The organism is Microbacterium sp. Leaf203 (assembly GCF_001421275.1).
In the GTDB taxonomy this organism is placed as follows: Bacteria; Actinomycetota; Actinomycetes; order Actinomycetales; family Microbacteriaceae; genus Microbacterium; species Microbacterium testaceum_A.
Window position 1 is genome coordinate 1,363,017 of the sequence record NZ_LMKF01000022.1, and the last position, 26,152, is coordinate 1,389,168.

At 73.0% G+C, this 26,152-nt stretch carries 21 protein-coding genes; 10 read left to right on the forward strand and 11 right to left on the reverse strand.

What is annotated here, in order from left to right; translation table 11 throughout:
* The first annotated feature begins 45 nt into the window (after window positions 1-45).
* Together ASE56_RS07530 and ASE56_RS07535 are read left to right on the forward strand one after the other, a co-directional pair.
* Window positions 46-2,889 carry a glycosyltransferase gene (locus ASE56_RS07530; RefSeq protein ID WP_056226851.1) on the forward strand — a complete coding sequence of 948 codons (2,844 nt, stop codon included), beginning with the start codon at window positions 46-48 and terminating at the stop codon, window positions 2,887-2,889.
* Window positions 2,886-4,280 (forward strand): DUF5719 family protein, encoded by a 1,395-nt coding sequence (locus ASE56_RS07535; protein WP_056226853.1) that lies wholly within the window; start codon window positions 2,886-2,888, stop codon window positions 4,278-4,280. The genes ASE56_RS07530 and ASE56_RS07535 overlap by 4 nt, the downstream gene beginning before the upstream one ends.
* Window positions 4,281-4,301: 21 nt before the next feature.
* On the opposite strand, the gene ASE56_RS07540 is transcribed toward ASE56_RS07535, so the two are convergent.
* Together ASE56_RS07540 and ASE56_RS07545 are read right to left on the reverse strand one after the other, a co-directional pair.
* On the reverse strand, window positions 4,302-4,736 hold the full coding sequence (locus ASE56_RS07540) for a hypothetical protein (protein ID WP_074694109.1): 435 nt from the start codon (window positions 4,734-4,736) through the stop codon (window positions 4,302-4,304).
* Window positions 4,737-4,841: 105 nt separating this feature from the next.
* The gene (locus tag ASE56_RS07545; RefSeq protein ID WP_056226855.1) at window positions 4,842-5,771 is read right to left on the reverse strand and encodes an NADP-dependent oxidoreductase; all 930 of its coding nucleotides are present in this window, start codon (window positions 5,769-5,771) and stop codon (window positions 4,842-4,844) included.
* A gap of 90 nt (window positions 5,772-5,861) precedes the next feature.
* On the opposite strand from ASE56_RS07545, the gene ASE56_RS07550 reads away from it, so the two are divergent.
* Complete coding sequence (locus tag ASE56_RS07550; protein WP_056226857.1) at window positions 5,862-6,359, forward strand: MarR family winged helix-turn-helix transcriptional regulator; 498 nt, start codon at window positions 5,862-5,864, stop codon at window positions 6,357-6,359.
* Window positions 6,360-6,459: 100 nt separating this feature from the next.
* Window positions 6,460-6,666 carry a DUF3499 family protein gene (locus ASE56_RS07555; RefSeq protein WP_056226859.1) on the forward strand — a complete coding sequence of 69 codons (207 nt, stop codon included), beginning with the start codon at window positions 6,460-6,462 and terminating at the stop codon, window positions 6,664-6,666.
* 82 nt (window positions 6,667-6,748) lie between these two features.
* Here ASE56_RS07555 and ASE56_RS07560 read toward each other — a convergent pair whose 3' ends face one another.
* Window positions 6,749-7,579, reverse strand: a complete 831-nt coding sequence (locus tag ASE56_RS07560) for an RDD family protein (protein ID WP_056226861.1) — start codon at window positions 7,577-7,579, stop codon at window positions 6,749-6,751.
* A 16-nt stretch (window positions 7,580-7,595) separates the two neighbouring features.
* Here ASE56_RS07560 and ASE56_RS07565 point away from each other — a divergent pair, with 16 nt between their 5' ends.
* From ASE56_RS07565 to katG, 3 genes are all read left to right on the forward strand, one after another.
* Window positions 7,596-8,591 (forward strand): stage II sporulation protein M, encoded by a 996-nt coding sequence (locus tag ASE56_RS07565; protein ID WP_056226863.1) that lies wholly within the window; start codon window positions 7,596-7,598, stop codon window positions 8,589-8,591.
* Window positions 8,592-8,685: 94 nt separating this feature from the next.
* The gene (locus tag ASE56_RS07570; protein WP_056226865.1) at window positions 8,686-9,147 is read left to right on the forward strand and encodes a Fur family transcriptional regulator; all 462 of its coding nucleotides are present in this window, start codon (window positions 8,686-8,688) and stop codon (window positions 9,145-9,147) included.
* Window positions 9,144-11,396 (forward strand): catalase/peroxidase HPI, encoded by a 2,253-nt coding sequence (gene katG / locus ASE56_RS07575; RefSeq protein ID WP_156371632.1) that lies wholly within the window; start codon window positions 9,144-9,146, stop codon window positions 11,394-11,396. Before ASE56_RS07570 ends, katG begins: the two co-directional genes overlap by 4 nt.
* Before the next feature lie 184 nt (window positions 11,397-11,580).
* Here the strand turns inward: katG and ASE56_RS07580 are convergent, their stop codons facing one another.
* From ASE56_RS07580 to ASE56_RS07615, 8 genes are all read right to left on the reverse strand, one after another.
* Window positions 11,581-12,540 carry an NAD(P)-dependent oxidoreductase gene (locus ASE56_RS07580; RefSeq protein WP_056226867.1) on the reverse strand — a complete coding sequence of 320 codons (960 nt, stop codon included), beginning with the start codon at window positions 12,538-12,540 and terminating at the stop codon, window positions 11,581-11,583.
* Window positions 12,537-15,215 (reverse strand): alpha/beta fold hydrolase, encoded by a 2,679-nt coding sequence (locus ASE56_RS07585; RefSeq protein WP_056226869.1) that lies wholly within the window; start codon window positions 15,213-15,215, stop codon window positions 12,537-12,539. Before ASE56_RS07585 ends, ASE56_RS07580 begins: the two co-directional genes overlap by 4 nt.
* A complete protein-coding gene (locus ASE56_RS07590; protein WP_056226871.1) occupies window positions 15,212-16,234 on the reverse strand; it encodes a 3-oxoacyl-ACP synthase III in 1,023 nt (340 codons plus the stop codon). Before ASE56_RS07590 ends, ASE56_RS07585 begins: the two co-directional genes overlap by 4 nt.
* A gap of 125 nt (window positions 16,235-16,359) precedes the next feature.
* Complete coding sequence (locus ASE56_RS07595; protein WP_056226873.1) at window positions 16,360-17,661, reverse strand: DUF58 domain-containing protein; 1,302 nt, start codon at window positions 17,659-17,661, stop codon at window positions 16,360-16,362.
* The gene (locus ASE56_RS07600; RefSeq protein ID WP_143017800.1) at window positions 17,661-18,590 is read right to left on the reverse strand and encodes a MoxR family ATPase; all 930 of its coding nucleotides are present in this window, start codon (window positions 18,588-18,590) and stop codon (window positions 17,661-17,663) included. Before ASE56_RS07600 ends, ASE56_RS07595 begins: the two co-directional genes overlap by 1 nt.
* A gap of 74 nt (window positions 18,591-18,664) precedes the next feature.
* Window positions 18,665-19,843 (reverse strand): DUF4350 domain-containing protein, encoded by a 1,179-nt coding sequence (locus ASE56_RS07605; RefSeq protein ID WP_056226878.1) that lies wholly within the window; start codon window positions 19,841-19,843, stop codon window positions 18,665-18,667.
* Window positions 19,840-20,493, reverse strand: coding sequence for a DUF4129 domain-containing protein (locus tag ASE56_RS07610; protein WP_056226880.1), 654 nt, complete (start codon window positions 20,491-20,493; stop codon window positions 19,840-19,842). Before ASE56_RS07610 ends, ASE56_RS07605 begins: the two co-directional genes overlap by 4 nt.
* Window positions 20,490-21,869, reverse strand: a complete 1,380-nt coding sequence (locus ASE56_RS07615) for a glycerophosphoryl diester phosphodiesterase membrane domain-containing protein (protein ID WP_056226882.1) — start codon at window positions 21,867-21,869, stop codon at window positions 20,490-20,492. Before ASE56_RS07615 ends, ASE56_RS07610 begins: the two co-directional genes overlap by 4 nt.
* A 163-nt stretch (window positions 21,870-22,032) precedes the next feature.
* Between ASE56_RS07615 and mtrA the strand changes: the two genes are divergently transcribed.
* The 3 genes from mtrA to ASE56_RS07630 are packed head-to-tail and all read left to right on the forward strand — an operon-like array spanning window position 22,033 to window position 26,061.
* Entirely contained in the window at window positions 22,033-22,713 is a 681-nt protein-coding gene (gene mtrA, locus ASE56_RS07620; protein WP_056226885.1) for an MtrAB system response regulator MtrA, read from the forward strand.
* A gap of 7 nt (window positions 22,714-22,720) precedes the next feature.
* Window positions 22,721-24,406 (forward strand): MtrAB system histidine kinase MtrB, encoded by a 1,686-nt coding sequence (gene mtrB / locus ASE56_RS07625; protein WP_056226887.1) that lies wholly within the window; start codon window positions 22,721-22,723, stop codon window positions 24,404-24,406.
* Window positions 24,403-26,061 (forward strand): LpqB family beta-propeller domain-containing protein, encoded by a 1,659-nt coding sequence (locus tag ASE56_RS07630; protein ID WP_056226890.1) that lies wholly within the window; start codon window positions 24,403-24,405, stop codon window positions 26,059-26,061. The genes mtrB and ASE56_RS07630 overlap by 4 nt, the downstream gene beginning before the upstream one ends.
* The last annotated feature ends 91 nt before the right edge of the window (window positions 26,062-26,152 follow it).

Here is a 26,152-nt window from a genome sequence, read left to right on the forward strand (position 1 = left end):
CGGCGTCCGTGATCGGAGGAGCACGCGCTTAGGCTGATCCGCGTCATGCCCGCCCGTGTTCACGCCATCCTCGTCGTGCGTCCCGAAGGACGCACTCCTGCAGCGAACCATCTGGAGCGCACCCTCTCGGCCCTCGCCGCCCAGACCCGCCCGGTCGACGCCCTCACGATCGTGCTGTGCGGCTCCGACCCCACGCTGACGCGTCTCGCCGCCTCCTCCGGTGCGGAGGGAGTCATCACGGCCCCGGCCGGCACCTCGTTCGCCGCCGCCACGGCCCTGGCCACCCCACGCCTCACCGGCGATGCGGTCTGGCTGCTCGCGCAGGACACCGCGCCCGACCCCGACGCCCTGGTGCGCCTGGCCGGCGCCCTCGAACTCTCGCCCCCGCTGGTCGTCGCGGCCCCCAAGCTCGTCGCGTGGGACGACCGCGACGCGATCCTCTCGCTGGGCGTGAGCATGAACCGCTACGGCGGCACCGTCGAGCTCGCGGCCGGCGAACTCGACCAGGGACAGCGCGACGGCGATGCCGACGTGCTCGGCGCCGACGTCCGCGGCCTGCTCGTCCGCCGCGACGCCTGGACAGCCCTCGGCGGTCTCGACCCCGCGCTGGGCGGCGCCGACGAGGGGCTCGATCTGGGCGTGCGCGCGCGTCTCGCGGGCCACCTCGTCTCGCTCGTGCCCGCCGCCCGTGTCGCCGTCGCCGGCGACGGGGTCGCGGCGATGGCCCGCGGTCGCCGCCGCGCGCGGCGCCGCGCCTTCGCGACACGGACCGCGCAACTCCACCGCCGTCTGGTCTACGCGCCCGCCCCGGCGGTGGCGCTGCACTGGCTGTCGCTGCTGCCGCTCGCCCTGTGGCGCACGATCCTGCACCTGGTCTCGAAGGTCCCGTACCGCGTCCTCCCCGAGTGGGGGGCGACGCTGCTCGTCATGGCCCGACCGGCGGCCATCGCCCGGGCCCGTCGTCGCATCCGCTCCTCGCGGGTGGTCGGATGGTCACGACTCGCGCCGCTCCGGGTCTCCCGCTCGGAGATGCGGCTGCGCTGGGAGAGCGACGTCGCCGACCCCGACGCCCCCGTGCGCTCGGAACTGCGCTTCTTCGTCGGCGGGGGAGCATGGGCTGTGCTCGGCGCCCTCGCGGTCTCGGCGGCCCTCTTCGCCCCGTTGCTGGCGTGGCCCGTGCTCGGCGGGGGAGCGCTCGCCCCGCTGCGCCAGAACGTCGCCCAGCTGTGGCAGGACGCCGCGTGGGGAGCGCGCCCCCTCGGCCTGGATGCCATCGGCCCGGCCGACCCGTTCTCGGCTCTCGTCGCCCTGATCGGCACACTGTCGCCCGGTGACCCCTCGCGCGTGTTCGTCGTGCTGTGGGTGCTCGCTCTTCCGCTCGCGGTGCTGGGCGGGTGGTTCGCCGCGACCCGCGTGACCGAGTCGTCGATGCTGCGCATCGTCGCCGGTGGCGCCTGGGCGCTCGCCCCCACCTTCCTCGCGTCCCTCACCGAGGGGCGCCCGGCCGGTGTGCTCGTCCACCTGCTCCTGCCATGGCTCTTCTACGCCGCGTGCGTGGCGCATCGCTCGTGGGCTCCCGCGGGAGCGGCATCCCTCCTGCTCGTCGCCGTCCTCGCGTGCGCGCCCTCGCTCGCGCCGGCGGTCGTGGTCCTGTGGTCGGCGGCGCTCGTCGTCGTCGCGCTCGTGGCCGGCCGCGGTGTCGCCCGCGTCGTGTGGCTCCTGATCCCCTCGGCGGTCGTCTTCGCCCCCCTCGTGTGGACCCAGGTGCGCGCCGGCAACCCCTGGGGCCTGCTCGCCGACCCCGGCATCGTCTACGCGGGAGCCGAGGCCTCGGCCACGCCGCTCGGCCGCGCGCTGTTGGCGGCCGGGTTCCCCACGTCCGACCCGGGCGGGTGGGCCAGCCTGACCGGGGGACCGGTCTGGTGGGTGGGCCTGCTCGTGGCCCCTCTCGCGGTCCTGGCCGTTCTCGCCGTGCTCACGCCGCGGTGGATAACGGCATCCGCCCTCATCGTCATCGCCGTCGCGGGCCTGGCCACCGCCTTCGCCGCGGTGGGGATCGCCGTGTCGTTCGACCACTCGGAGCCCGTGCCGATCTGGCCGGGAGCGGGTCTCAGCCTCGCGTGGATCGGGCTCGTCGGCGGGGCCGTAGTGGCCCTGGACGCTGGCATCCCCGCGCGCGTTCGCGTGCTCCGACCCGTCGGCGCGCTCCTCGCCCTCGCCGCTCTCGCCGTCTCGGTCGCCCCAGCCCTGACCGCGCAGACCGCCGGCCCCGGCACCGACCGCTCCGTCCTCACGAACGGTCCCGTCTCGACCCTCCCGGCGTTCGTCGCCGCCGAGGGCCGCGGTTCGCTCGACATCGGCACGATCGTCCTCGACCCGCGCTCCGACGGGCTGCGCGTACAGGTGGTGTGGGGCGGGAGCGCCACCCTCTCGGGGCAGAGCACCGTCGAAGCAACGCGCACGACGGCCGACGATCAGGACGTCGAGCTCGCGGCCCTCGCGGCCGACCTGGTCACCCCCTCCGCCGACGACGTCGTGTCGCGGCTCGCCGCGCGCGGGATCTCGTTCGTGCTGCTCGAGTCGGCCCCCGCCGGCGAGGACGACGTGATCCGGGGCACGCGACTCGGAGCGGCCACCTCGCTCGACCAGCGCGACCTGCTCGACCCCGTGGGGGCGACCACACGCGGCGACCTGTGGCGGGTGAACACGGCGATCACGCCGCGTCCCGCGCTCGACGACCACCGTCTGGGCCTCCAGCGACTCGTCGCCGTCGGTTCGCTCGGTGTCGTGCTCGTCGCGCTCCTGCTCGCGGTACCCACCGCGGCCTCGCGTCGGGTCGCCCGCCGGACGCCGCGCATCGTCGGCCCGAACCCGGGAGGATCCCGATGAGCGAGCGTCGTCTCGTCCGTGTCGCCGCCACGAGCGCCCGCGTCGTCGCGGGAGCCGCGGTGGCGACGGCCGCCGTCATCGGCACGGTCGTCGGCATCGCCGCGCCCTGGCCGCAGTACTCCGCGACCCCCGTGCGCGTGCAGGCCACGCCGGCCCCCGGCGACACGCTCCTCGCGTGCGACGGTCCGCTGCTGGCCCTCGGGCGAAGCGCCGACTCCGCGAGCTCGCTGAGCTCGGCGGCCGGCCAGCAGGTGGTCAGCGGTCCCGCCGACTCTGACGCCTCCCCGACCGCGCTGACGGGGGCGACCTCCGACGCCTCGGGCGACGCCGAGGCCCTGCGCGCGGCCCCCCGTGACGGCGCCCCGTCCCCGCTCGCCGCCGCCGGGTCCGCCACGGCCGCCGCGAGCGACCTCGTCGGTTTCGCGGCATCCGCCTGCCGCCCGCCCCTGGCGGAATCGTGGCTCGTCGGGGGCGCGACCACGACGGGCGCCAACGATCTGGTCGTCCTCGCCAATCCCGGAGCCGTCCCCGCGACCGTCCAGCTGTCGGTCTACGGCGCCAAGGGGGTGTCGGATCCGCCCAGCGGTCAGAACCTCGTGGTCCCCGCGGGCGGTCGCCGTGTCGTGCCCCTCGCCGGTCTGCTGCTCGGAGAAGAGAGCCCGGTCGTGCGCGTGGTGTCGTCGGGTGCCCCGGTGCACGCGTCGCTGCAGGCGCAGCTGACGCGTCTGCTGCTGCCGGGCGGGGTGGATCAGGTCGCGCCTCTCGCGCAGGCCGACACGCGACTGATCATGCCTGGCGTCCAGGTCCCCGCCGCCGCGGACGCCAGCCAGGCGGGCACGGTGCTGCGCCTGCTGTCTCCCGGATCCGACGCCTCGGCGACCGTGACGCTCGTGCCGAACGACCCCTCGGTCAGCGCTCCCGCCCCCACCGACATCCCCCTCACGGCGGGGCTGCCCACCTCGGTGAACCTGTCGGGTGCCGCTGCCGGCGCGTACACGGTCGACGTGTCGGCCACCGCGCCGATCGTCGGGTCGACGTGGTCGACCACCGGTTTCGGGGAGGGCTCCGATTTCGCCTGGTACGTCCCCGCGCCCGCCGTCTCGACGCCCAGCGCGATCGCGGTCGCCTCGGGCGTGGGCGCGAACCTGGTGATCGCCGGCGGCGACACCGACACGACCGTCACCCTCACCCCCGCGGACGGGGGCGCCGCGGTGACCACGGCGGTCGCCGCCGGCGCGAGCGTCGCCGTGCCGGTCGCGGCGGGCGTCTATCGTCTCGAGACGGGGGCGCCCGTGCGCGCGGCCGTCACGTACGCGGGCGCCGGTGCGCTGGCGTCGTACCCCCTGTGGCCGGCGGATGCCGCGGCCTCGGCGCTCACGATCCTGCCGTAGCGTCGCGCCGCCCGGTGCGGGTCAGAAGAAGCGGAAGCGTTCGGGGCCGAGGTCCCACGGGTCGCGGTCGAGGTACTCGGCGGCCGCCCGGAAGACCGCGCCCTCGATCATCATCCGCCGGTGCAGGTCATCGTCGTGATGGGGGTGACCCAGGCGTTCGATCGGCACGCGGTAGAGGATGATGCGCTTCTCTTCGCGCAGGACGGTCCAGCGCGGGATGCCGTCGGCCGCGGCGGGAGGCATGATCCCGATCTCGAACGAGACCTCGCGCAGGTCGGTCCAGGCCGAGCGGAGGAACTCGGCGGCGGCGCCGACCGCGATGTCGAATCTCTCGACGCGGGTGTCGATCGGAGGCAACGGCGGGCGTACGACCGGGCTGCGATTCTCACGGCCGTGACGACCGTGCCGCGAGGGGCGGGCCACGGGTCGCGCTTCGCGGGACCGACGACGCATCATGCGTTCATCCTACGTTCGCCCGCCGACCCGAAGTCATCCGGCGGACGCCGGACGGCCCGCGGGTCGGCGTCGGCGCGTCGGGCGAAGAGGCGGGCCGCGATCGACTCACGGGACGACGACGACCTTGCCGGCGATGCGCCCCGCCATGGCCTCGGCGTGCAGGGCGGGCAGGTCGACGAGGTCGATGCGCCGGTCCACCGCGACGATGAGCTCGCCCGCGTCGACGAGAGCGACGATCGCGGCGAGCCGCGGGGTGTCGGCCCGGACGAAGACGGTCTTGGCGTCGACGCCGCGGCGTTCGTCGCCGGGGGTCGCCATGAACGCCGTGGTGCTGACGACGACCCCGCCGTCGCGCACCAGGCCGACCAGAGCGGCGAAGTCGTCGGGATCGAGAGGGGCGAGGTTCAGCAGCACGTCGACGGGTTCGTCGACGACGTCGAGCAGCGAGGCCCGCGTGCGGTCGACGATCTGGTCGGCCCCCGCCGCACCGACGGCGTCGAGGCTGCGCGGGCTCGCCGTGGCGATGACGTGCGCCCCCGCGCGGTGGGCGAGGCGCACAGCGTGGATGCCGACGGCTCCTCCCGCGCCCACGATCAGCACCCGCTGGCCGACGCGGAGCCCGCCGTCGTCGAACAGCGCCTGCCACGCGGTCAGCGCGACGGAAGGAAGGGCTGCCGCATCGACGAGATCGACGGCGCGGGGAGCCGCCGTGACCGCATCGGCGGGGGCCAGGACGTACTCCGCGGCGCCGCCGTCGGTCTGCATGGGGAGGAACCCGATCACCGCCTGACCCATCTCGACGCCCTCGACGCCGGCACCGACCGCGTCGATGGTGCCCGACACGTCGTAGCCGGGGACATGGGGGAGCTGTACGGGAATCGGGAGGAAGCCGGCGCGCATGCCGTTGTCGGCGGCGTTGAACGCGGATGCCGCGACCATAAGTCGCACCTGCCCCGGGCCGGGTGTCGGCAGCTCGACGTCGTCGAGTCGCAAGACGTCGGGTCCGCCCACTTCGTGGAATCGCATGGCCTTCATGGGGGATGTCCTTTCGCGTTGTGCTTCGGATTCGAAGCAATACCGGAACGCTAACACTGCTACGAACTCGAAGCAAGATAGGATTCCGGCATGACACGGAACACCGCGGAAGTCACCCGCACGCAGCTCCAGGCGTACTTCGCCTTCACCGAAGTGAGCAGCCTGCTGCGTCACGCGGTCGAGAAGCAGCTCCGCGATGCCGGTGATCTGAGCTACGTGCAGTTCCAGCTGCTGGCGATCCTGGGTGACAGTCCCGACGGGCGCCTGCGCATGACGGACCTCGCCGACCGGGTCGTCTACAGTCGTAGCGGTCTGACCTACCAGGCGCAGGTGCTCGAGGGGCGGGGTCTGGTGACGCGGGCGCCGTCGCCCGACGACGAGCGCAGCGTGGTGGTCGCCCTCACCTCGGCGGGGCGCGACGTGCTCGGCGCCGTCTTCCCCGGCCACATCGATGCGTTGCACCGACTGCTCTTCTCATCGCTCACCGACGCGGACATCGCCGACCTGGCGCGGATCCTGCAGCGCGCCGCCGATCACCTGCGGGCGGATCCGCCGCGATCCGCGGCTCCGCGTCGACGCAAGGCGTGACGAGCGGTCGATCGGCGGACCGTCCATGCCGGTCGCTCGGCGAGCGAAGCGCGGCGCGGCGTCCGCGCGGTGTCGGAGGGGCTGACTAGGCTGACCCGCGATGCGCGACAGACTCTGCTCGAAGGTGGGATGCGCCCGCGAGGCGATGAGCACCCTCACCTACGACTACGGCGACCAGATGGCGGCCCTCGGCCCCCTCGGTCCCTCGGGCGACCCGCACGCGCACGATCTGTGCGCGATCCACGCCGACCGGCTGTCGGTGCCCAAGGGTTGGGTCGTCGTTCGTCACGAGACGCTGCGCACCTGAGCCGCTGAGCGCTCTCGCGAGGGAGCGTCCCTCAGGCGCGCGTCGCTGGGAATAGCCGCTCGCGGCAACGGCTTTCGGCGACTCAGGCTTTCTCGGTGAGGGTCGCTGCCCGCTCGTTCTCGAGCAGCAGCGCGCGGTACTCGCGGTCCCGGCGCACCGCCGACACCGCGCGAACGAGCCCCTCCGGGTCGGACGGGGGCAGCGGCGAGACGAAGGGACGCACGGCCTGGGCGAGCGAGGCGGCCACGCGTACCCGGGCGGCCGGCTCGAGCGCGTCGGCTCCGCGGACGAACTGCGCGACGCGCACGGCCAGTCGATCGGGCAGGCGCGACACGTCGGCGATCGCCGCCCAGGACTCCCAGCCCGGGGGCAGGCCCGGGGCCGGAGCAGGAAGCCGGCGCGTGCGCGTGCGCTCGCTCGCGGTCCCGGCGAGCAGATCGCCCAGACGCTGAGCGCGCGGGGTGAACATGCCGACGACCGCCGCGATCGCGCCGAGCGTGAACCACACCTCGAGCACCCCGGTGAGCGAGCGGATGAGGGCCTGGCGGAACCCCGCGGCCCCGCCGTCGGTACGGACGATGCGGGCGCCCACGGCGAGGCGGCCGAGGCTCCGGCCGCGCGAGAGGGTCTCGACGGTGGTGGGGATCGCGACCGTCACGAGCACCAGCAGCGAGATGACGCCGATCCGGACGGCGGACTCGGGCAGGGTGCCCGCCCCGACCATCGACACCAGCAGCAGTGCGCCGCCGATGAGGAGGACGACCCCGACGAGGAAGTCGATGACGGCGCCGACCGCGCGCAAGAAGAAACCGACGGGCTGGACGTCGAGGGCGACGGCCTCTCCGGTCAGCGTCTCATCGGCGCTCGTGTGGACGAGGGCGACCGCGGGAGCGGGGGTCGACGACGAAGCCATGCGTACAGTTGACCACATGGACCTCGACGCCCTGACGGCCGCCCGGCGCGACGAGTGGGCGCGGCTCGACGAACTGGGCCGCCGCAAGCGCCTGAGCGGCCCCGACGTCGACGAACTCGTCACCCGTTACCGCGCGGCTTCGGCCGACCTGGCCGACATCAAGACCTCGGCCGGACGCACGCCCGAGGGCGACTACGTCTCCATCCTGCTGGCGCGGACGCGCCTGCGTCTCACGGGCGTCCGCGACAACGTCCTGCGGCAGCTCCCGCGCTTCTTCGTGCTGCAGCTTCCGGCGGCGTTGTACCGCGTGCGCTGGAGCACGCTCGCCGTGACCCTGGGCTTCCTCGTGGTGGCGACGCTCGTCGCCCTGTGGATCTCGGGCGACCCCGCGGCCGTGGCGGCGTTGGGGGATAGGAGTCAGCTGCAGAACTACGCCGACGAGCAGTTCGTGAGCTACTACCGCGAGAACCCGAACGCGATCTTCGCCGGGTCGGTCTGGACGAACAACGCCTGGATCGCGGCGCAGTGCGTGCTGTTCGGGGTCACGGGCATCTGGCCGCTCATGGTGATCATGCAGAACGCCGTGGGGGTGGGGACGTCGGCGGCGATCATGTTCTCGTTCGACCGCGGCGACCTGTTCTTCCAGTTCATCCTCCCGCACGGTCTGCTCGAGCTCACGGCGATCTTCGTCGCGGGAGGGGCGGGCCTGCAGATCTTCTGGGCGTGGGTCGCCCCGGGCCGGCGGACGCGGGCGGAGGCGCTCGCGGCGGCGGGTCGGTCGCTCGCGACCGTGGCCGTGGGTCTGGTGTTCGCCCTGGCCCTGTCGGGCCTCGTGGAGGGGTTCGTGACCCCGCGCGAGTGGCCGTGGCAGATCAAGATCACGATCGGCGCTCTGGCCCTCGGGATCTTCCTCTTCTACATGCTGGTCGTGGGTCGACGCGCGGCGCGCGTGGGCGAGACGGGCGACCTCACCGAGTACGAGGCGGGCACTCCGACGCTGACGGCGGGGTGACGGCAGCCGCTCACTCGGGTGAACCAGGTTCGAGGTTCCGTCTGTTTCCCGGCGTGTCATTTTTGATTCACTCAAAAAAAGATACGCTGGTCGTATGCTCGACAGTCGACCGGACGCTCCCGCGGATGCCCTCATCCGCGGGGCGGGTCTGCGGGTGACGGCGACACGCGTCGCCGTCCTCGAAGCCCTCCGCGCCCGGCCGCACGCCACTGCCGACGACGTCTTCGACCGGATCGTCGGCTCCCTCCCCGGAACGAGCAAGCAGTCGGTGTACAACGCGCTCGGCGATTTCGCCGACGCGGGACTCGCCCGCCGTATCGAACCCGCCGGCCACGCCGGAACCTTCGAACTGCGCGTGGGCGACAACCACCACCACGTGGTGTGCACCGGGTGCGGCCGCATCGACGACGTGGACTGCGTCGTCGGGTCTGCGCCGTGCCTGCACATGCCGGAGGGAAGCGGCTTTCTCATCGAAACCGCAGAGGTGACGTTCTGGGGCGTGTGCTCCGATTGTCGGGCGAAGTCCGAAGCCGAAAAACCGAGAGGATCCCGATGAGCGACGCTCTGAACGGGTGCCCCGTCTTCCACGATGGTGCCGCCCCCGACGACAACCGACTGCCCGTGGGCGAAGCCCCCGCCGACAGCGAGCCCGCCGGCGCCCTGCCCCACCCCACCCAGGGCTCCGCCAACCGCGTGTGGTGGCCCGAGAGCCTGAACGTCAAGATCCTCGCGAAGAACAACGCCCTGCGCGACCCGCTCGATGAGGGGTTCGACTACAAGGCCGCCTTTGAGGCGCTCGACCTCGACGCCGTCAAGCGCGACCTCAAAGAGGTCATGACGACGTCGCAGGACTGGTGGCCCGCCGACTTTGGTCACTACGGGCCCCTCATGATCCGCATGGCGTGGCACAGCGCCGGTACCTACCGCGTGACCGACGGCCGCGGCGGCTCGGGCGCGGGCATGCAGCGCTTCGCCCCGCTGAACAGCTGGCCCGACAACGTCAACCTCGACAAGGCCCGCCGTCTGCTCTGGCCCGTCAAGAAGAAGTACGGCCAGTCGATCTCGTGGGCCGACCTGATGATCCTCGCCGGCAACGTCGCGCTCGAGGACATGGGTTTCCCCACCTTCGGCTTCGCCGGCGGCCGCACCGACGTGTGGGAGCCCGACGACGACGTGTACTGGGGCCCCGAGACCACGTGGCTCGGCGACGAGCGCTACACGGGCAACCGCGAGCTCGAGAAGCCGCTCGCGGCGGTGCAGATGGGCCTGATCTACGTCAACCCCGAGGGCCCTAACGGCAACCCCGACCCGCAGCTGTCGGCCCACGACATCCGCGAGACGTTCGGTCGCATGGCCATGAACGACGAGGAGACCGTCGCCCTCATCGCCGGTGGTCACACCTTCGGCAAGACGCACGGGGCCGCGAGCGACTCGCACGTCGGCGCCAACCCCGAGGCCGCCGATATCAACGACCAGGGCCTGGGCTGGAAGAACAGCCACGGCACCGGCAAGGGCGACGACACCATCACCAGCGGCCTCGAGGTCACGTGGACCTACCACCCCACCCGCTGGGACAACGAGTTCTTCCACATCCTCTTCGCCTACGAGTGGGAGCTCTTCCAGAGCCCGGCGGGTGCGCACCAGTGGCGTCCCAAGAACGGCGGGGGAGCCGACATGGTCCCCGAGGCGCACTCCGACGGCCGCCGCGAGCCCCGCATGCTCACGAGCGACCTGGCGCTGCGCGTCGACCCGGCGTACGAGAAGATCTCGCGTCGCTTCGCCGAGGACCCGGCCGCTTTCCAGGACGCCTTCGCCCGCGCCTGGTTCAAGCTCACCCACCGTGACATGGGCCCGCGCGAGCGCTACCTCGGCTCCGAGGTGCCCGCCGAGGTGCTCGTCTGGCAGGACCCCGTGCCCGCCGTCGACCACCCGCTGATCGATCAGACGGATGCCGCTGTCCTCAAGCAGCAGATCCTCGACAGCGGTCTGTCGGTGCAGCAGCTGGTCACCACGACGTGGGCCTCCGCCTCGACCTTCCGCGGCAGCGACAAGCGCGGTGGTGTGAACGGTGCGCGCATCCGCCTCGAGCCGCAGAAGAGCTGGACGGTCAACAACCCGGAGCAGCTGGCATCCGTCCTGGAAACCCTCGAGAAGATCAAGGCGGAGTTCGACGCGCAGGGCGAGAAGAAGGTCTCTATCGCCGACCTGCTCGTCCTCGCGGGCAACGCCGGTGTCGAGCAGGCCGCCCTCGCCGGCGGCGTCGAGGTCGAGGTGCCTTTCACCCCCGGCCGCACCGACGCCTCGCAGGAGCAGACCGAGATCGAGTCGTTCCGCTGGCTCGAGCCGATCGCCGACGGCTTCCGCAACTACGCCTCGCGCGAGGCGCGTCTGCCCGCGGAGTTCCTGCTGCTCGACAAGGCCAACCTGCTGACGCTCACGGCTCCCGAGATGACCGTACTGGTCGGCGGCCTGCGCGCGATCGGTGCCAACTGGGACGGCAGCGACTGGGGCGTGTTCACCGACACCCCCGGCGCCCTGACCAATGACGTGTTCGCGAACCTCCTCGACCTCGGCACGACGTGGAAGCCGCTCGACAGCGGCAAGCACGCGTTCGAGGGCACCAAGGACGGCTCGGGCGAGAAGGTCGGCATCGGCACCCGCGTCGACCTGGTGTTCTCGTCGAACTCCGAGCTGCGCGCGCTCGCCGAGGTCTACGCCTCGGACGACGCCAAGGAGAAGTTCGTGCGCGACTTCGTCGCCGCGTGGCGCAAGGTCACCGAGCTCGACCGGTTCGACCTGGTCTGAGCCGCGGCACCCGGAAGGCCCGTCCCCTCGCGGGGGCGGGCCTTTCGCGCGTGTGGAGCGCCGGGGTCGGGGCGGACCATGTCCCACTTCTGGCTGTCTGGGCGGGGGTCAGGCAGCCCTTTTCGGGACATGCTCTGCGAAAAGTGGGACGCGGGGGTCGGCGGAGGGGCCGGATGCCGCGGGGTCAGGCGCGCGCGAGGCGGCGGAGGCCCTCGTCGATCGTCACCGACGGCGTCCACCGCAGGTCGCGGCGGATCTCGGTCTGGTCGAACCAGTGCGAGGTCGACAGCTGCTCGGCGAGGAAGCGGGTCATGGGCGGTTCGTCCTGACCCGGGCGCACGGCCCAGACCCGCTCGATGAGCGAGCCTGCAGCCTTGGCCACTCCCGCGGGCACGCTGAATCGAGGGGGAGTGACGCCCGAGGCGCGGCAGATGCCGGCGAGAAGGTCGCCGACCGGCCGCGGTTCGCCGTTGGTCAGCACGTAGGCGCGCCCGCTGACCTCGTCGACACGGTGCAGGGCGGCGACGATCCCGGATGCCGCGTTGTCGACGAACGTGGAGTCGATGAGCGCCGTGCCGCCGTCGAGCAGGGGCAGGGTGCCCCGGCGCGCGCGGGCGACGACGCGCTCGATGAGTTGGGTGTCGCCCGGGCCCCAGACGAGGTGCGGGCGGATCGCGACGAGGGCCGTCCCCCCGCCGGCGCGGGAGAGCGCGAGCACCTCCGCCTCGGCCTTCGTGCGGGCGTATTCGCCGCGCGCGGCATCCGGATCAGCGGGCTCCGCGCCCACGCCGGCCAGAGCGTGTCCCGCGTGCGCGACCGAGGGCGACGACACGTGCACGACGCGCGTGACGTCCGCCGCCGCGGCGGCGTCGAGCAGGGTGCGGGTGCCGTCGACGTTCACGGCGCGGAACTGCGCGGGGTCACCGGCGAGCGAGACCTTCGCCGCGAGATGGACGATCCCGTCGATGCCTTCGAGGGCGGATGCCAAGGCATCCGGGTCCGTGACCGATCCGAGCCGGTCGTCGGCGCCGTCGACGCCCGAGGGGCGGCGCTGCAGGGTCCGCACCTCGTGCCCCGCGTCGTGGAGAGCGCGAACGACGGCGCGGCCGAGGAAGCCGGACGACCCGGTGGCGAGGACCTTCACGGCGCCGTCGGTTTCTCTCCGGCCAACACGCGCTCCGCCCACCGGGCCAGGCGCGACCGGTCGATCTTCGAGTTGTGGCGGATGTCGGTCGGGAGCGTCGGGACCACGAGCACGGCCGCGAGACGCTGCGACGTCGCCGCGCGGACCCTCTCGGTCAGATCGGGGGATGCCAGACCGGGGCGCCGCACGCCGGCTTCGACGACCGTCACGACGACCTGTCGGCCCACCGGTCCCACGCCCACGGCCGCGGCGCGTTCGACGGCGGGAACCGACTCGACGTCCTGCTCGATCCCGACGGGAGTGACGGGGCCGTCGGCGGTGGTGATCACGTGGGGGAGGCGCCCCTCGATCCAGAGGCGGCCGTCGACGTCGAGGTGACCGACGTCGCCCGTGCGGTGCCAGCGTTCGGGAAGCCCGCGCCGGGCCTCGCGGTCGGTGAGGTACAGCCGGAAGTAGCCGCGCTTGAGGTGGGGCGCCGAGATGACGACCTCGCCGGTGACCCCGGCGTCCGTCCGGGGTTCGCCCGCGGCGCGACCCTCGGCGTCGAGGGCCGAGATGCGCACCTGGCCGGTGCCGAGCGGGCGGCCGACGCAGACCCCGCGGTCGCCGCGCGCCTGTTCGATCTCGGGCAGGGTCACGTCGGCGACGAGCAGGCACTCGGTCATGCCGTAGGGGGTGTGGGCCACGGCGTTCGGCATGAGCTCTTGCGCGCGGCGCAGCAGATCGACGCTCACGGGGGCACCGGTCGAGAGGAACGTCTCGACCTTCTCGAGGGCCGCGCGGTCGTCGCGGGTCAGGTCGGACGCCGTCGCGACGACGTTCGAGACCGCCGCCGGCGACAGGAACACGATCCGCGCATCGGACGCCCGGACGGCGGCGGCGACGGCGGCCGCGGTCAGGGTGCGCGGGGCGGACACGTCCATGTCGGGCGTCGCTGAGCGCGTGCCGAGCGCCGGTCCGAGCAGGGCGAAGGGGGCGAAGCCGGTGACCAGGCCCGTTTCGGCAGTGACGCCGAAGTGCGCGGCGAGGGTGTCGCGCAACGCGGTCAGCTGCGCGTGCGTATAGACGACGCCCTTCGCCGGTCCCGTCGAACCCGAGGTGAAGAGCACCGCGGCGTCGGCGTCGGGGCCCGGGGCAGCGGGCACGGCGCGGCCCCGACCGGCGCGGGCCAGGTCGGACAGGCTCGCTTCGACACCGAGCGCGCGGGAGGTGACGGCGGGAAGGGCGGCTGCCGAGATCCGACGCCCCGGCCAGCCGAGGGCGCGAGCGGCGGCCAGACCGGCGACCTCGCCGATGACGACGTCGGGGACGGCACCGCGCACGGCGCGCGACAGACCCCGGATGCCGAGACCCCGGTCGGCCACGACGACCACGGCCCCGATGCGCAGGCACGCGTACAGGGCGGCGGTGAGGGTCGGGCCGGGCTGCACGAGCAGCGAGACACGGTCGCCCGCGCGCACGCCGAAGGCGTCGAGTCCCGCGGCGAGCTCGTCGACGCGGACGGACAGCCGGCGCCAGCTCACGCGCAGCGGTGCCCCGTCGGTCTCGGTGGTCATGTCGATGACGGCGGTGCCGTCGTCATCGCGCCGGGCGTCGAGAGAGTCCCACAGGTGGCCGGAGGGCGCGGCGGCGGCCTCGGGGGCGGGAACGGCGGCGGCGCGCTTCGCGGCGGCGGAGCGACGCGAACGGGTCGCGGGGGCGACGGCATCCACGACCTTCTCGTCGAGCCAGTCGAGCACGACGTCGGCATAGGGGCGCTCCTCGGCGACCAGGTGGCCGGCCCCCTCGAAACGGTGCACGTCCGCGTGCGGCAGGCGGTCGGTGAGGTCGTCGAGATGGTCCTCGCCGAACACCGGGTCCTTCGGGCCGCGCAGCAGCAGTGCGGGCACCTCGAGCTCGCGCAGACCCGCCGACATGCGGTGCAGCGCGGGCGTGCTCTCATGCTCGGGGGTCGCGGGGATGTCGGCGACGAAGCCGCCGATCCCGCGGCGACGCGCGACGGTGGCGTACGGCGCCCGGAACGCGGCCTTGACCGCCGGATCGAGCTCGGCCAGCGCCAAGGTGGTTTCGAGGAACGCCGTCGTGCCCGTCGTGCCGGCGGCGAGCATGCCGCGAGCCGTGGCCACGCGCAACGCGAACGGCAGCGACGCCCCCTCGGGATGGTGCACGGCGGTGTTCAAGGCGATCACCGCGGCGAGACGATCGCGATGCTCCACGGCCCAGCCGAGCGAGACCGGCCCGCCCCAGTCGTGACCGATGGTCACGATCGGACCCCGGATGCCGAGACCCTCGACGAGAGCGTCGAGGTCGGCGATGCGCTGGGCCAGGGTGCGCCGCAGCGACGATCGCTCCGAGAAGCCCATCTCGAGTTGGTCGACGGCCACCACGCGCCACACGGCCGCTCCGGCTTCGGCGCGCGCGAGGGAGGCGTTCACGAGGGCTCGCCACAGGTACGACCACGTGGGATTGCCGTGCACGGCGACGATCGTGCCGATCGGCTCGAGGCCGCGCTCGGCGAGGGCGTCGCCCGTGTCGAGGACGTGCCACAGGCGCGTGGCGCCGGCATCGGCGAGGAGGCCGTCGACGCTCACGAGGCGCGACAGGGCCGGGTCGAGCCCGGGCAGACCCGCGGGGGGAAGCGTGGCCTGGGGTCCTGTGACGCGCGCGAAGCTCACCAGGCCAGCTCCAGCATGCCGGTGTTCAGGCCGGAGCCCACTCCCATCAGGAGGACGCGATCACCTCGGCGCAGCGTCTTCTGCTCGGCGGCGAGCGTAATCGGGATCGAGGCCGGGCCGACATTGCCGAGGGTGGGGTAGGTCACGGGGACGCGCTCGCGATCGAGCTTGGCGGCGCGGACGATGGCCGAAGTGTGCACGGAGGACACCTGGTGCGTGATGTAGCGGTCCATGCCGGTCCACGAGAACTCGCCCTTCGCCTCTTTCCAGGCGGAGACGACGAGGTCGAGCCCGCCCTTCAGCAGGGCCTTGGCGTCGGTGAACATGCCGTCGACGCTGCCGACGCAGAGGTCGTAGAACTGCGTCGCGGCGCGCGTGACGCCGCCCACGATGCGGTGGCCCTCGGGGTGGTCGCTCGCGCGGCCGAGGACGGCGGCGGCGGCTCCCGAGCCGAGGGTCAGGGAGGCGAACTCCTGCATGAAGGCGTCGCGGTCGAGGTCCTCGCGGACGAGACGGTTGATCGTGTTGACCTGGATCTCGTCGGCATCCTCACCGTTGACGATGAGGGCGTACTTGACCTGACCCGACTGGATCATGCCGGCGGCCAGGCTCATGCCGTTGATGAAACCGAGGCACGCGTTCGCGACGTCGAAGTTGATCGCCGAGCTCGGCAGGCCCAGGCCGTGGTGCAGGCGTACGGCCACCGAGGGCTCGAGGTGCTTGCGCGTCACCGAGGTGTTGATGATCAGCCCGATCTCGCTCGGGTCGACGCCCGCCTCGGCGAGGGCCTGCTTGCCGGCGGCGATCGTCGCCTCGTCGGAGGACTCGCCCTCCGCCCAGTTGCGGCGCTCGTTGACGCCCGCCACGCGCCGCAGGAGTCCCGGCTTGAGCTTCAGGCGCTGCAGCGCCGGGGCGAGACGGTCTTCGATGTCGTCCGACGTCGTGACGCGGCTGGGCAAGACGCTCGCCACCGAAACGAGGGCCACATCGTCGAAGTGCGTGGTGGCGTTACCTGGCAAGAGATCTCCCGCATCCTGTGCGTAGACGGCGCAGCCGGGCGCGGAGGGAACGCATCGACGGCTGGAAGGGTACCCCCCAGGATAAGCCGCGAGATATGTCGCAGGCTGCATGGGGGGTGGGTGTGCTACAGCCGACCGGCGGCTTTCAGCGCCAGGTAACGGTCGGCGACGAGGGGCGGCAGGTCGTCGGCAGATGCCGAGACGGCGTCGCCCCCGGCGCGCACGATGGCCGCGGCGACCCGCTCGGCGTCGTGACGTGCCCGCTCGATCGCGGCGGCGGCGTAGACGTCCGACGCGTCGCGGTGCACCGGGGTGTCTCCGGGGCCGTCGGTGGCGGTCGCCACCAGCAGGCGCGAGCGCGAGGCGACCGCGGGGAGCGAGGCGAGGAAGGCCCGCGCGGCGTCGGGGTCGTCGGCCGCCGTCAGCAGGACGACCAGCGCCGGGCGCACGGTGAACCCGCGGACGTGGGCGAAGGCGGCATCCCAGTCGGTGTCGATGAGCTGCGGGTCGACCGGGGCCATGGCATCCACCAGGGCGGGAAGCAGCTGGGTCCCGTCGACGCGGGTGACGCGCGCCCGGGGCAGGCGGTCGAACATCAGCAGGTGCACGTGGTCGCCCGCGCGCGTCGCCAGCACCGATAGGAGCAGGGCCGCTTCCATCGCGGCGTCGAGGCGCACCCCGTCGCCCACGCGCGCTGCCGCCGTCCGACCCGTGTCGATGACGATCACGACGTGTCTGTCGCGCTCGGGCCGCCAGGTGCGGAGCATCGTGGTCCCCGCGCGGGCGGTGGCGCGCCAGTCGATCGAGCGCACGTCGTCTCCGCGCACGTACTCGCGCAGGCTGTCGAACTCGGTGCCCTGCCCGCGCACCTGCAGGCTCGTGTTGCCGTCGAGTTCGCGGAGCCGGGCGAGACGAGACGGCAGATGCCGCCGCGAGGTGAACGGCGGCAGCACGCGGATCCGGGCGGGGGCGTCGACACGCCCCTGCCGGCCGGCCAGCCCCAGGGGGCCCAGGGCGCGCACCACCACGAAGGCGCTGCGCAGCTCTCCCCGACGGCGGGGGAGCAGCGGCAGGGGGGCGGCACGCCGCTCGCCCGGGGGAACCGTGAAGCGCTGGCGCTCGTCGGGGGCCCCGGCCGTCGGCTGCCACGCGTCGCGCACGCGCGCGCGCAGCAAGCGGGTACCGAGGTTGCGGACCCTCAGCTCGCCGGCCACGGGTTCATCGCGCAGCGCCCGCTCGGGGTGCGTGCGCGTGATCTCGACGCGACGCGGATCGGCCGCGAGCGTCGTGTCGACGACCGCCAGCACGACGCACAGCAGGACCCATCCGCCGGCGACCGCCCACGCCGGAACCCCCCCCGTGCTCAACAGCACGAGGGGGACGACGCCGAGGGCGACGAGCAGGGCGAGACGGCCGGTGACGAACATCAGATGGGAACGCGGGTCTGCTGCAGGACCGAGGTGAGGATGGCATCCACCGAGACGCCCTCGATCTCGGCCTCGGGGCGCAGGCGGATCCGGTGGCGCCACACGGGTACGAGCATCGTCTGCACGTGGTCGGGTGTGATCGCGGGGTAGCCGCTCAGCCAGGCCCAGGCCTTGGCCGCGGCCAGCAGACCCGTGGAGGCGCGGGGGCTCACCCCCACCAGCACCGAGGGGCTCTGGCGGGTCGCGCGGGCGAGGTCGACGACGTAGCCGAGCAGGTCGTCGTCGACGGCGACGGATGCCGCGGCACGCTGGGCCGCGAGGATCTGCGGCGCCGTGACGACCGGCGCGACACCGGCGTCGTCGAGGCGGCGCGGGTCGAAGCCGGAGGCGTGCCGCCGCAGCACGTCGACCTCGGCGTCGCGACCGGGCAGATCGACGACGAGCTTGAGGAGGAAGCGGTCGAGCTGCGCCTCGGGCAGGGTGTAGGTGCCCTCGTGCTCGATGGGGTTCTGCGTCGCGGCGACGAGGAAGGGATCGGGGAGTGCGCGGCTCTCGCCGTCGGACGACACCTGTCGTTCTTCCATGGCCTCGAGCAGCGCCGCCTGCGTCTTCGGGGGCGTGCGGTTGATCTCGTCGGCGAGCAGCACGTGGGTGAAGACCGGACCGGGGCGGAACTCGAAGTTCCCCGCGCGGGCGTCGTACACGAGCGACCCGGTGACGTCGCCGGGCATGAGGTCGGGCGTGAACTGCACCCGGCGCGTGTCGAGGCCGAGGGCGCGGCTGAAGGAGCGCACGAGAAGGGTCTTGGCCACGCCGGGGACGCCCTCGAGGAGCACGTGCCCCCGGGAGAGGAGGGCGATGAGCAGGCCCGTGATGGTTCCGTCCTGTCCGACGACGGCTTTGCCGACCTCGAGGCGGACGCGGTGCATCGCGTCGCGCAGCTCCGCGTGGTCGTCGCCGCGCGCGACGGGGGCCGCGGCTGCGGGGGTCTCGGGGCTGTCGGTCATCGGGTGGTCCCTTCGGTTCGGACGGCGGCGCGCACGCTCTCTTCGAGGTCGCGGAGGCGATCGGCCGCCGCGACGAGTTCGCGGTCGGTGCGGGGGGTGTCGTCGACGAGGATGCCGCGCACCTGGGCGCGGTCCGCGCCGAGGCGTTGCGCCACGGCGTCGGCGACGTCGTTCGGCGAGGTGCGTGCTGTCAGGCCGAGCAGTCGTCCCAGGCGGGAGCGGGCGGCGCGTCGCAGCTCGTCGAGCGCGTGCGCGGCGTCCTTGGACGAGGCGTACAGACGAGCGCGACCCTCGGTGGTCTCGGTGGCGCGGACGGTGACGGGAAGGCGCTCGGCGACGAGGGGCCCGAAGCGACGGCCGCGCCAGATCGCGGCCGCGACGGCCGCGGTCAGCAGCAACAGCAGGGCGGGCGTCACCCAGTCGGGGGTGAGGTCGCCGAGGGTGGGGGCGGTGGTCCCCTGATCCGCGTCGGAGAGCGAGGGGACGTACCAGACCACGGAGTCGGTCTGCCCGAGCACGCCGAGGGTGAGAGCGGCGTTGCCGTCGAGGGGGAGTGCGGTGTTGGTCAGCACCGAGAGGCCGTCGAGGGCCGTCACCGTCGTGCCGTCGGCCGCGACGGAGCGGAGGAGTCCGAACTCGCCGTCGACGGGATAGCACCCGTCGACGCCGTCGCCGGGACGCAGGAGCTCGCCGACGCGGGCGGTTCCGGCGTTCACCGCGGCGGGGACGGCGCACTCGGGACTCGTGGCCAGGTCGGCGGAGAAGCCCCCGAGCGCCGAACCGTCGAGGAGGACGTCGAGAGCGCGGGAGCGGGGCTCGACGAGGACCACGTGCGCGGCGCGTCCGGCCAGATCGCGCAGGCCCTCGTCGGACAGCATCGGCGCGTCCCGCATGACGAGGGTGGCCCCGCCGCCCGCGAGGGCGCGCTCGGCGGCGGACCGGTCACGGGCGACGGTGACCGTGACCCCCTGCTGTTCGAGGATGCGCACGGCCGCGCGGCTGCCTTCGGGCCCCGCCGACTCGGGATCGAGGATCGCGCGCTGCGTGTATCCGCCGAAGACGAGGGTGCCGCCGACGAGGGCCACGACGAGGAGCCCGACGACGAGTGCGACCCACCCGAGCGCGGCTTTGCGCCGGGAGCGCACGGGAGCGGCGGTTGCCGTCGGCGCGCTCATCGGGGTGCCACCGGCAGAGCGCGGGCGCGCACCGCCGCGTCGTCGAGATCGGCCACCGCGCGGTAGCGCTCGGCGGTGCCGGGGCGGCGGAGGTATCGGACGTCGTCGAAGGTCGTCGCCGCCGGATCGAGCAGGGGGACGAGCGAGGGCAGAGCGGCGGCCGTCTCGCGGGCGAATGCGCGCACGGTGGCGCCCGGCGGAGGGTCGACGAGCCCGCGTTCGGTGAGGCCGCGGGCGACGGCCCGGAAGCGCAGCACGATCGCTTCGGCCCACTCGCCTCTGCCGGCGGCAGCGGCGGCGTCGGCGCGGAGTTCGTCGGCCGAGCGCGCATCGTCGTCGTCGAACAGCGCGCGAGCCGCCTCGGTGGCGCGCGTCGACAGCCGCGGGCGGCCCCAGATCAGGATGCCGACGATGATCGCGGCGACCACGATGACGCCCAGCACGATCAGGGCCGACGGTCCCCATCCGCCGGTTTCAGGGACGCGCAGGAGGTCTTCGAGGAACCGCCCGACCGCCTGCGAGATGCGGTCGATGAACGTGGGCTCGGCGGCCTGGTAGGTGGGATCGCGCAGTTCCTGCTCGGCCCATTCGCGGGCCTGGTCGGGGTCGGGGAGCAGCGGGAACGCCGCCGCCAGCGCGGTGAGGATCACGCGTCTTCGCTCGACCCGGGGGCGGCCCACGTCGTTCGGGAGCGGTCCGCTGCGGGCGGCGAGGGCTCGGTCGTGGCGCCGGGCGCCGGCACCTGCGTCACCGCGGGTCCTTGCGGCGGCCCATACCCCTGCGGGGTGGCGGGCCCCTGCGGAGCCGGCGGCCCCTGCGGCGGTGCGTACCCCTGCGGCGCTGCGTACCCCTGCAGGGCGGGAGCGTAACCACCGGCCGACGGCGGGCCGTATCCGGCGGGTGCGGCGTAACCCGCGGCGCCCACGGGCGGCGCGTAGCCCGCGAACGCGGGGGCGGCGCCGAACGGCACGGGGGCGGGGCGCTCGACGACGCGACCGACCCCCACGAGGTATGGGTCGCTCAGGTCGCTCGCACCGGCGTCGCGGGCCTCGACGTACGACTGAAGGTCGTGATCGAGCGCCTCGACGCGCATGCGGGCGTCGACGTAGACGAGGACGGCGGAGGTCGACTGCACCACGAGGGCGATGCACTGGACGAGGAGGATGCCGAACTGCCCGACGACCTGCAGGGCGATGAACCCGATGACGGTGCTGACGTCGCTGTCGCCCGTGGGGGCGATGATGGCCGGCACCAACCCGCTCACGAGGCTGAGGGGGATCGAGATGATCTGGGCGACGAGGCTGAACGCCATCGAGATCACGATGATGACGCCGAGCGTCGACCAGAAGCGCCCCCGGGTCAGCTGCCACGACCGGGCGATCGCCCGGAACACGGGGGCCTGCTCGAGGATGATGACCGAGGGGACGAGGAACAGCTTCGGGGTCAGCCACAGGTAGAGCGGGATGAGCGCGAGGAAGAACAGCACGCCGACGAGCGCTCCGACCCAGGTCGCGGCGATCACCAGCAACGTCACGATCCCGGCGAGCACGCCGACCACGATCACGACGACACCGATCGTGAGCGCGCTGTAGCCGATCAGCCGCCAGAACACCGGGCGGACACGGCCCCAGACGGCCCGCAGGGTCGGCTTCTCGGAGACCACCGCGTGGGCGACCTCGGCGACGACGACGCCCTGGACGACGACGCCGAGCGCTCCCGACAGCACCCCCAGCACGAGAGCGGTGATACCGGTCAGCGCGACCGAGCCCGCGGTGATCGCGTCGAACTCGTCGCTGCCCGGGGCGACGGTGTCGAGTCGCGAGAAGCTCGCGATCGCCACCCCGCCGATCGCGACCGTCACGAGGATGTACGCCACGGCCTGCACGACGAGCGCGAACCCCAGCAGCACCTTGGGGTTGTGCCGCAGAGCGACGAACGAGCGGGCCAGGATCGTGCCGAACCCGTAGGGGTGCAGCGGGACGATGCCCGGTCGTGATGCCGGTGTCCAAGCCGGGTACGCGGTCATGTGGGGCCCCTCCTCGTCACATGGCGGTGCCCTCATCGTGTCACACACCCCCGACACGCACCCCTGTCGTCCAGGCAGGTCGACTACTCTCGATACGACGCGCCCTCACCCGGGGCGCTCTACCCGTCCCCGAGCGGGTTCGAGACGGAAGACCTGCACCCGAATGACTTCACGGATCCTGGTGGTCGACGACGACACCGCGCTGGCCGAGATGATCGGCATCGTGCTGCGCACCGAGGGATTCGACACGGTGTTCTGCGCGGACGGCGCCCAGGCCGTCGACGCCTGGCGCACCGAGCGTCCCGACCTCATCCTGCTCGACCTCATGCTCCCGGGCGTCGACGGCATCGAGATCTGCACGCGCGTGCGGGCCGAGTCCGGCGTCCCGATCATCATGTTGACGGCGCGCACCGATACGGCCGACGTGGTCAAGGGCCTCGAGTCGGGTGCGGACGACTACATCATGAAGCCCTTCAACCCGAAGGAGCTGGTCGCGCGCATCCGCACGCGTCTGCGTCCCGTGCAGGCCCCCGTCGACGAGACGCTGCGCATCGGCGACCTGGTCGTCGACGTCGCCGCGCACGAGGTCCGCCGCGGCGACGTCCCGATCGCCCTGACCCCCCTCGAGTTCGAGCTCCTCGTCGCCCTGGCCGAGAAGCCGCAACAGGTGTTCTCCCGCGAGATGCTGCTCGAGCAGGTGTGGGGCTACCACTACAAGGCCGACACGCGCCTGGTCAACGTGCACGTCCAGCGACTGCGCGCCAAGATCGAGGCCGACCCCGACAACCCGCGCATCGTGACGACCGTGCGCGGCGTGGGCTACCGCGCCGGCGCGGTGGCCTGAACCCCTCATGACGGGGGCGGTGCGCACCCTCCCGCGGCCACGGGTGCGGGGATGGCGGGATTGGCGCGTGGTGCGCGACCGCCTCGCCACCCTGTGGCGCCGCTCGCTGCGGTTCCGCACCATCGTGCTGACGGTGACGCTCACGGCGGCGACCATCCTCGTGACCTGCGTCGCGATGGCGCTCGTCATCCAGAACGAGCTGTTCACGGCCCGCAAGGACCAGGTGCTCCTCGAGGCCCAGCGCGCCACCGCGGCGGCCCAGGCCACCCTCGACGCCGCCGTCGACTCGACCGATCCCGCCGCCGCGCAGACGTTGATGAACGGCATTGCGACGCGCCTGTCGCAGCAGTCGTCGAGCGATCTCATCGCGCTGTACCGCATCGGCCCGCCCTCGCCCCTGGCCCCGCAGCCCTTCATCTCCCCGGCTTTCGAGTCGAGCATGGTCACCGATGCCCTGCGCACGCAGGTGCAGTCGAGTCCCGATCTGCAGTGGTGGCAATCGGTGGCGCTGCCCGCCGACGACGGCCGTGAGGTTCCCGGCATCCTGGTCGGTCATCAACTGCGTTTCCCCGCCGAGGACGGGGTCGATTCCTACGAGCTGTACATGGGATACGACCTCACCAGCGCCTCGCAGACCCTCGCGTTCGTCCAGGTGCTGCTGTGGGTGGTCGGGCTCGTCCTGGTCCTGCTGATCGGTGCGATCGCGTGGTTCGTCCTCCGATCGGTGACGACCCCGATCGCGGATGCCGCCGAGACCAGTGCCAAGCTCGCCGCGGGTGACCTCGGCGTGCGCCTGCCGGTGCGCGGCGAGGACGAGTTGGCGACCCTGAACCGTTCGTTCAACGCGATGGCCGACAGCATCGAGTCGCAGATCAAGGAGCTGGCCGACCTCTCGCTCGTGCAGCAGCGCTTCGTCTCGGACGTCTCCCACGAGCTGCGGACGCCCCTGACCACGATCAAGCTCGCCGCGGACATGATCAACGATCAGCGCGAGGAGTTCGACCCCGCCACCGGCCGCGCGGCCGAGCTCCTCCACGCGCAGGTGCAGCGCTTCGAGGTGCTGCTCACCGACCTGCTCGAGATCAGCCGGTACGACGCCGGGTCCGTGCAGCTCGAGCTCGAGCCGACGAGCCTGGCCCACCTCGCCGAAGACGTCATCCTCTCGATGGAGCAGCTCGCCGAGGGGCACGGTTCGGACGTGCGTCTGGTCGCGCCGGGCGGGTACACCCCGGTCGACATGGACGCCCGGCGCGTGCGCCGGATCGTGCGCAACCTTCTCGGCAACGCCATCGAGCACGGGGAGGGACGCCCGATCGTGGTGTCGGTCGACAGTGATCGGGATGCCGTGGCCCTCGGCGTCCGCGACTTCGGTCTGGGCATGCAGCCCGACGACGTCGAGCGCGTCTTCGACCGCTTCTGGCGCGCCGACCCCTCGCGCGTGCGCACCATCGGCGGCACGGGCCTCGGCCTGTCGATCGCGCTCGGCGACGCCAAGCTGCACGGGGGGACCCTGTCGGTCTGGTCGGAGCCGGGACGCGGCTCGAACTTCGTGCTCACGCTCCCGCGGGCCGGCGAGCCGGTCAGCAGCTCGCCCCTGCCGCTCGTCCCCGACGACGAGCAGGGTGGGGCCCTGGAGGCCCTCGGGCTCACACAGCCCATCTCCACCCGTCCGGGAGTGAGGAAGACGACATGAGACGCGCTATCGCCTTCGTCGGCCTCGCCCTCGTCCTCGTGCTCACCGCCTGCACGGGCCTGCCGACCTCCGGGTACGTCAACCCCGGTCGCGGCCCGCAGGTCGACGACACGCAGGCCTTCGCGTTCGTCCCCGACGGGCCGCAGGACGACGCGTCTCCCGCCGAGATCGTGGAGGGGTTCCTCCGCGCCGGCTCCGGTCCCGCCGACGACTGGGCCACGGCGAAGCTGTTCCTGGCGTCCGGGACGCAGTGGGATCCGCGAGCGCGCGTCACGATCGACCGTCTGGCCGATCGCCGCGCCACTGCGAACGCCGACGGCACCGGGGTGACGGTCTCGCTCACGACGATGGCGGGAGTGGATGCCAACGGCGCCTACGCTCCGACCGCCTCGGGGACCGCGGAGACGCTGTCGTTCACCCTCGCGCGCGTCGACGATCAGTGGCGCATCACCTCGGCGCCCGACGGGGTCGTGCTGTACGAGGAGGTGTTCCCGACCGTCTACCAGTCGGCATCCATCGCGTACTTCGATCCCACGTGGAGTTTCATCGTCCCCGACGTCCGCTGGTTCCCGCGGGCTCTGGTGGCCAGCCGGGTGGCGACGGCCCTGGTCGACGGTCAGCCGAGTGCGTGGCTCGCGGGGGCGGTCAAGACGGCGTTCCCCGACGAGCTCTCCCTGGTGGGGCGGTCGGTGACGCTCTCGTCGAGCGGGGTCGCCCAGGTGCAGCTGCCGCGGGCCGCTCTGAGCCTCGACCGGACGACGCTGGACCGCATGCAGACCCAGCTGTCGAAGAGTCTCGTCACGGCGGGGATCAGCGACGTCCAGATGACGGTCGAGGGCACTCCCGTCCCCGCGTCCGAGGTGTCGGTCCGCGTCACGCGCGTCGACCCCTCTCCGGCCGTGCTCACGACGGCGGGGGCGTTCGGCGCGCTCGCCGGCGACACGGTCGAGTCGCTCGGCGGGCTCTCCGACGCGATCGAGTCGCTCTCGCCGGCCTCGGTGGAGCTCGAGGCCGATCGGAGCCTGGCGGCCGTCCGCACGCAGCAGGGCACCGTCGCGAGCGCGCTCGCCGACGGGCGCACCTTCCTCCTCGACGAGCGCTCGGGGCTCATCGCGCCCACGATCGATGCCGAGGGGGCGATCTGGAGCGTGCCGAGCGCCGCTCCGACGCAGCTGCGGGTCATCACGGCCGAGGGCGTTCCGCGCAACGTGGGCAACGCGTGGCCCGATGCCTCCGAAATCAGTGCGATGCAGATCTCGCGCGACGGCACACGGGTCGCGGCGATCGTGACGGTCTCGGGTACGCGCGAGGTGTGGGTGGCCGGCATCCAGCGCGAGGGCGGCGAGGTGGATCTCGGGGTTCCGCACGTGCTGTCGTTCGCGCAGCAGGGGGCGTTCGATCTGGCGTGGCTCGACGACACCACGGTCGGAGTTCTGGCCGATGTCGACGGCGCCAGCCGTCTGCGCGAGCTCAATGTGGGGGGCCGGGGCACCGAGGCCGCGGCACCGGACGGCGCGACGACTCTCGCCGCCGGCAGCACGAGCGTCCGCGTCCTCGACGACACCGGTCGCCTCTACAGCCGTCGCGGCAGCTCGTGGACCCTGGTGGCGACCGGCATCCGCGTGCTCGCGGCCCAGCAGGGCACGACCTCCTGACCCTTCTCCCCAGCGCGCTCGTCCGGGCAGTTCCGCCCCGATGGGGCGGCGGGGCGGGCGGAGCCCTCGCGCCGCGGAGCAGGCTGAGCGC

What these genes read in the sequence shown, in the direction of transcription:
- ASE56_RS07570 (WP_056226865.1), top strand. Translation starts at nt 8,686, where the DNA reads ATGCTCGACAGTCGACCGGACGCTCCCGCGGATGCCCTCATCCGCGGG.
- ASE56_RS07535 (WP_056226853.1), top strand. Translation starts at nt 2,886, where the DNA reads ATGAGCGAGCGTCGTCTCGTCCGTGTCGCCGCCACGAGCGCCCGCGTC.
- ASE56_RS07530 (WP_056226851.1), top strand. Translation starts at nt 46, where the DNA reads ATGCCCGCCCGTGTTCACGCCATCCTCGTCGTGCGTCCCGAAGGACGC.
- ASE56_RS07630 (WP_056226890.1), top strand. Translation starts at nt 24,403, where the DNA reads ATGAGACGCGCTATCGCCTTCGTCGGCCTCGCCCTCGTCCTCGTGCTC.
- mtrB (WP_056226887.1), top strand. Translation starts at nt 22,721, where the DNA reads ATGACGGGGGCGGTGCGCACCCTCCCGCGGCCACGGGTGCGGGGATGG.
- ASE56_RS07540 (WP_074694109.1), bottom strand. Translation starts at nt 4,736, where the DNA reads ATGATGCGTCGTCGGTCCCGCGAAGCGCGACCCGTGGCCCGCCCCTCG.
- ASE56_RS07555 (WP_056226859.1), top strand. Translation starts at nt 6,460, where the DNA reads ATGCGCGACAGACTCTGCTCGAAGGTGGGATGCGCCCGCGAGGCGATG.
- mtrA (WP_056226885.1), top strand. Translation starts at nt 22,033, where the DNA reads ATGACTTCACGGATCCTGGTGGTCGACGACGACACCGCGCTGGCCGAG.
- ASE56_RS07560 (WP_056226861.1), bottom strand. Translation starts at nt 7,579, where the DNA reads ATGGCTTCGTCGTCGACCCCCGCTCCCGCGGTCGCCCTCGTCCACACG.
- ASE56_RS07595 (WP_056226873.1), bottom strand. Translation starts at nt 17,661, where the DNA reads ATGTTCGTCACCGGCCGTCTCGCCCTGCTCGTCGCCCTCGGCGTCGTC.
- ASE56_RS07600 (WP_143017800.1), bottom strand. Translation starts at nt 18,590, where the DNA reads ATGCACCGCGTCCGCCTCGAGGTCGGCAAAGCCGTCGTCGGACAGGAC.
- ASE56_RS07545 (WP_056226855.1), bottom strand. Translation starts at nt 5,771, where the DNA reads ATGAAGGCCATGCGATTCCACGAAGTGGGCGGACCCGACGTCTTGCGA.
- katG (WP_156371632.1), top strand. Translation starts at nt 9,144, where the DNA reads ATGAGCGACGCTCTGAACGGGTGCCCCGTCTTCCACGATGGTGCCGCC.
- ASE56_RS07605 (WP_056226878.1), bottom strand. Translation starts at nt 19,843, where the DNA reads ATGAGCGCGCCGACGGCAACCGCCGCTCCCGTGCGCTCCCGGCGCAAA.
- ASE56_RS07565 (WP_056226863.1), top strand. Translation starts at nt 7,596, where the DNA reads ATGGACCTCGACGCCCTGACGGCCGCCCGGCGCGACGAGTGGGCGCGG.
- ASE56_RS07615 (WP_056226882.1), bottom strand. Translation starts at nt 21,869, where the DNA reads ATGACCGCGTACCCGGCTTGGACACCGGCATCACGACCGGGCATCGTC.
- ASE56_RS07550 (WP_056226857.1), top strand. Translation starts at nt 5,862, where the DNA reads ATGACACGGAACACCGCGGAAGTCACCCGCACGCAGCTCCAGGCGTAC.